Source organism: Alteromonas portus (assembly GCF_005117025.1).
In the GTDB taxonomy this organism is placed as follows: Bacteria; Pseudomonadota; Gammaproteobacteria; order Enterobacterales; family Alteromonadaceae; genus Alteromonas; species Alteromonas portus.
The window spans coordinates 1-4,716 of the sequence record NZ_SWCO01000014.1 but is presented as its reverse complement, the minus strand read 5'-3'; the positions used below and the strand labels follow the sequence as shown (position 1 = coordinate 4,716).

Sequence of the window (4,716 nt, the reverse complement as noted above, 5' to 3'; positions counted from 1 at the left end):
AATTAAGTCACTCACTTCGTTCGCTGGGACGCATACATGCGGGGCGGCTTCGCCATTATGCCCCACATGCCTGCGCCCCTTATTTAAAAGTTATACGCAAAAGGAAACCTGTGAGTAAAAAGGAATTTATTGGTCTTGTTGTATTAGTTTGCTTACTCAATTTTTTACTTCAAATTTGGTATGTAGGTAATGCAGGCGATTTCATTGCAAATTATGTTGGTTATCCAATAAGCGTTTTCATCATTCCTATTTTCATATCACAATTGCTCCCTTGTATTGTTCTTTCAGCTAGCTCAAAGTCTCTGGCGCTAAAACAAAAACTGCAGTTATTTGGTATTCCTTGCTTTGTCTCGGTATGTTTAGTTTGTGGCTTTTACTTAATAATGCAATATGGCGGTTGATTTTGGCTATTGCGTATAACAAACAAATTATGTCACTCGCTGCCGCTCGCTGGGACGCAAACACGTGCACGGCTTCGCCATTATTGCCCACGTGTTTGCGCCCCATATTTGGAAGTTAGCTATACAGGTGGATCATGGATGCAGAACTTGTAGTAAATCCAACCAAAAAAATTGTTATGTCTTCGTTTGAGAAGCAGCTAGATCTATCTGGCCAGTGTGCTTTAGACATTAAAAGCGGTCGCTTTTCATACTTCACCCCAGAGTTTTACTTCGAAGACTTTGAAAAATTCGTATGCGACCTTGAAGCTATTTACAAAACCCTAGAGGGTTCGGCTGAACTAAAATTTCACTACGAAAGTGAGTCCATTAAATTTGTTGCTACTTCACTAGGTCACATTGAGTTTTTCGGTGAATTTATTGAATATGGCAATATTCAACAAACATTAAGTTGTGGCTTCGGGTTAGACCAAACCTACCTTGACAGTTTTATAACGCAACTAAAAAAGGTAGTTTTAAGCGTGTATAGCTAACAAACAACTGTAGTCGTTCGCTAGCGCTCACTGGGACAATAACACGTAGGCTCAGTCGCTTTGCTCCCATTTTAGCCTACGTGTTATTGCCCCTAAGTTGGGCGTTAAATGCCACAAGGAAACAGCATGTTTAAACTTTTCTGGTCTTTTATTTTAATTATTTCTTTATCATGCGCGTCAGCACAAGGTAGCGAAACAACAGTCGATTTGAACGAAAACACAGTAATTTATCACGGTAAGTTATCGCCATCAGCAAATGAGAAACTTCTTTCTATTCTGAAAAATGGAAAGAGTAAAGTTGAATGGCTGTCGATAACGTCTGAAGGCGGTGAAATCAATCATGGAATGGACCTTGGTAATATTGTTCATGACTATGATTTGAAGCTCGAGGTCAATGATTATTGTCTCTCATCATGTGCCAACTACGTTTTTTCTGCAGCAAATCATCACAGGATTTCGAATCACGCTGTAATTGGTTTCCATGGTGGTACAACCGGAATGGAGAAAGAAATAACATCGTTTATTGATGCTCTTCCAGAGGATGAACGGGAATCAACAAAGCAAAACCTAGAAAAATATATGAGGTCAGCTGTAATTCGTGAGCGAAACTTCTTCGAAAAAATTGGTGTGGACCAGCAAATAACAACACTAGGACAATCTCCCGAATATAAAGACTTCGTCGAAAAAGAAGACTTCATCGGCTGGTACTATTCGCTCGAAGGGCTTGCTACGCTGGGCGTTTCTAACATTGATGTAGTTAACCCACCTTGGTCATATCAACATTTAAGTGAAAAAACTAAGTTTTTCAAAGTCAGAGTAGGTGGCATTTAACAACTCAATAAACTCGCTCACTTCGTTCGCTGGGACGCATACACGCGGGGCGGCTTCGCCATTATGCCCCACGTGCCTGCGCCCGTTATTGAAAAGTTAGGTGCTGGTTTGAGATTTGCTTCTTATTTATTGATATTTTTTTCTGGCTTTGTGTTTAGTGATGTAACTTACACCGTCAACTCCAATGAATCTGGTGACGCCCACATCATCACGGTGAAACGGGATAGTGACACAGCCGAAGGGCTTGACGTGATATGGATAAAAAAAGCTGAGTCCATTTGTCCGAATGGAATAGCAAGGGTAGAACCAGAATCACAACCAATTCTGAAGAACAAAGCATGCAGTGATGCCATTGAAGTTATAAATGGCATTCAAAGGTGTGAGGATATGCCCGCGAGCGCTTTTGGTAAAGTAGTGTGCAAACGCACCTAACAAAACACTAAAGGCGCTCGCGCTGCTCGCTGGGACGCTAACACATGGGCTGCGTCACTTCGTTCCTAATTTTAGCCCATGTATTATCGCCCCTTAGTGGGGTGTTATGTTTCACGGAGGAAAACTGAACATGAGCAACATAATTGACATTACCAGCCTAGAAGCGTTTAAGGCTAATCAAAATGAAGCAATAATAGATAGAGGGCTTTTTCATCCGAACCCAAAAGTCCTAAAAATATGGAAGGAAATGGTAAAGGATACTCTTAAAAAATTTCCGTCCAGTCCCGAGCCCAGCGTTCCTACACTGGATTTATCATTTTCTAAAAATGTATCAAGCTCTGAACAAGATGAAATAATAAAAAAGGTTTCGGCATTTCTTACATCGTATAAAGGAGATGTAGCTCGGCAAAATTTTGAAGCCGTGAAAACCATAGCACTTTTGCAAAAAGAACTAGCGGAATATCAAGCAAGTGAAACATAACAAACAAATTATGGCACTCACTGCGTTCGCTGGGACGCATTCACGCAGGGCGGCTTCGCCATTATGCCCTACGCGCATGCGCCCCATATTTGGAAGTTATAAGGCGTCAGCCTAAACTGCTTTTGGCTTCATAAAAATCCCAGTACAACTACCCTCACCTGTTTTCATTAGCATCGCTCTGGCTTGTGGTAGGTTTAAATCCGCCGCTTTCAATTCAGAGGTAGTGTAATAGGCTCTTTATCACCAAGTGCTTATTTTCAGCAAGTAAGCGCCATTACACTTGGTAGCTCAGATGGCGGCTAGCTTCAATCAAATCAAAAACATTACTGCACAGTCGTTTCGCTTGTTTGTGTTAACAATCAATCGTATGCTGGCTTCATTAGTTTTTAAAAAGACCAAAGGAACTGGCTCTGCTTATAACAAAGCGCTAAAGACCACTCCCTTCGGTCGCTCGGACGCATTTACGCGGGGCGGCTTCGCCATTATGCCCCACGCAAATGCGCCGCTTAGCTTAATGTTAGGTGCTACTAGCGAAAGTCAGCTGAATCAAGCTTTGCTTAAGCTGCTCAAGTGTAATTTGGATGAAACCATTTATGAAGAAACACTCAACATCCGACAAGGTTCTTTTAGTTTTTTGTGGTCTGTTTTTCATCTCTTTATTTATTCATGGACTATCTACTGGACAAGTCTCCCCTAGAGGTGGCGAGGACTATTCTCTAGAAACCAGCCCAAACATGTTTTACTTTATTTTGGGTTTGTATGCGGCATTAACTGGTGCATGTATATTTCAACTAGTAAGAAACAAAATGCAGTTTAAATGAGCACGCACCTAACAAAAAAATTAAGTCACTCACTGCGTTCGCTGGGACGCATACATGCGGGGCGGCTTCGCCATTATGCCCCACATGCCTGCGCCCCTTATTTAAAAGTTATACGTCATGGAGGATGAGTGAAACACTCTTTTTATTTTAAGTCTTCGGAAATCAAAATTATTGATGGAGAGGATGACGAAACTAATCCAATGCGATACGGAAAATCCTTAGCAGAATGGATCTCCAATAATTTGAATGATGTTGGATTTACAACAAAAGCATTTCCAGAAGATTGGGGATGGCGAATCGACTGTATGGAAAAACCTTGTCCAATTTGGATTGGTTGCGGTAACGTCGATGAAATAGATAGCAATAATGAACTAAAGCCCCCCACAAACGAATCAGTTGTATGGCACTGCTTTATCGAGGCCGACATTCCATTTTTCAGAAATTTGTTTAACAAAATAAACCCGACTGAATCGAAAGAAAAAGTTGCAACTGCGTTGGCAAAATTATTAAGTTCAGCTGGCCACATAAAGGAAGTATCAGAGCCGTGACGTATAACAAACCACTTAAGGCACTCGCTTCGCTCGCTGGGACGCTAACACATGGGCTGCGTCACTTCGTTCCTAAATTTAGCCCATGTTTTATCGCCCCTTAGTGGGGCGTTATATGCTTGTGGTAGCTTGAAAAATGGAAGTATTTAATAGCAGAAAATGGATGTATTGTGGTGCTGTGCTTGTTATACCTACAGCTGCTCTTTTTAAATCACTTATAGAGTGGGCAGTTCCGCTATATTTAGTAGCAATTTTATTAGTTTTTCTCGACCCCTATTTTAAAGAATTACGGTCTCAACAGGCTTCAGCTAGTAGATACATAATTGTTATTTTGTCTTCTGGTCTTGTTGCTGGGATTATTTCAAATGTATTTCCACAAGCACATACATGGCTTGTATCTGGTTGGTTTTTATTTTTTGTAGTGTATGGTTGGCCAATAGCAACAAAGATAGATCGTAAAAATGGCACTTAAAAACAGCGCATATAACAACCCAATCAACACACTCACTGCGTTCGCTGGGACGCATACACGCGGGGCGGCTTCGCCATTATGCCCCACATGTCTGCGCCCGTTATTGGAAAGTTAGGTGTCAGCGCACACTGATAAATCAGTGGAATAAACGAAGAAAAGGAACTTCTATGAATTTAACTATTTTAGCAATTTCTGGATAC

7 protein-coding genes and 1 pseudogene are annotated in these 4,716 nt (G+C 41.2%); all 8 read left to right on the top strand.

The window, feature by feature from the left end; genetic code table 11:
* Positions 1-401: pseudogene (locus tag E5672_RS19580) on the top strand (hypothetical protein); the annotation flags it as partial.
* A 134-nt stretch (positions 402-535) separates the two neighbouring features.
* Positions 536-931 (top strand): WapI family immunity protein, encoded by a 396-nt coding sequence (locus tag E5672_RS19575; protein WP_136783854.1) that lies wholly within the window; start codon positions 536-538, stop codon positions 929-931.
* Positions 932-1,057: 126 nt separating this feature from the next.
* On the top strand, positions 1,058-1,762 hold the full coding sequence (locus tag E5672_RS19570) for a DEAD/DEAH box helicase family protein (RefSeq protein ID WP_136783853.1): 705 nt from the start codon (positions 1,058-1,060) through the stop codon (positions 1,760-1,762).
* 63 nt (positions 1,763-1,825) lie between these two features.
* Positions 1,826-2,194 (top strand): hypothetical protein, encoded by a 369-nt coding sequence (locus E5672_RS19565; protein ID WP_136783852.1) that lies wholly within the window; start codon positions 1,826-1,828, stop codon positions 2,192-2,194.
* Positions 2,195-2,324: 130 nt separating this feature from the next.
* Entirely contained in the window at positions 2,325-2,675 is a 351-nt protein-coding gene (locus E5672_RS19560) for a hypothetical protein (RefSeq protein ID WP_136783851.1), read from the top strand.
* Between the two features lie 292 nt (positions 2,676-2,967).
* The gene (locus E5672_RS20055) at positions 2,968-3,372 is read left to right on the top strand and encodes a hypothetical protein (RefSeq protein WP_240692290.1); all 405 of its coding nucleotides are present in this window, start codon (positions 2,968-2,970) and stop codon (positions 3,370-3,372) included.
* Between the two features lie 252 nt (positions 3,373-3,624).
* Entirely contained in the window at positions 3,625-4,044 is a 420-nt protein-coding gene (locus E5672_RS19550; protein WP_136783850.1) for a hypothetical protein, read from the top strand.
* A gap of 136 nt (positions 4,045-4,180) precedes the next feature.
* On the top strand, positions 4,181-4,516 hold the full coding sequence (locus E5672_RS19910; RefSeq protein ID WP_167483161.1) for a hypothetical protein: 336 nt from the start codon (positions 4,181-4,183) through the stop codon (positions 4,514-4,516).
* Positions 4,517-4,716: the final 200 nt, after the last annotated feature.

Coding starts and splice junctions, on each gene's coding strand:
- E5672_RS19910 (WP_167483161.1), top strand. CDS start 4,181: ATGGAAGTATTTAATAGCAGAAAATGGATGTATTGTGGTGCTGTGCTT.
- E5672_RS20055 (WP_240692290.1), top strand. CDS start 2,968: ATGGCGGCTAGCTTCAATCAAATCAAAAACATTACTGCACAGTCGTTT.
- E5672_RS19575 (WP_136783854.1), top strand. CDS start 536: ATGGATGCAGAACTTGTAGTAAATCCAACCAAAAAAATTGTTATGTCT.
- E5672_RS19565 (WP_136783852.1), top strand. CDS start 1,826: ATGCCCCACGTGCCTGCGCCCGTTATTGAAAAGTTAGGTGCTGGTTTG.
- E5672_RS19560 (WP_136783851.1), top strand. CDS start 2,325: ATGAGCAACATAATTGACATTACCAGCCTAGAAGCGTTTAAGGCTAAT.
- E5672_RS19570 (WP_136783853.1), top strand. CDS start 1,058: ATGTTTAAACTTTTCTGGTCTTTTATTTTAATTATTTCTTTATCATGC.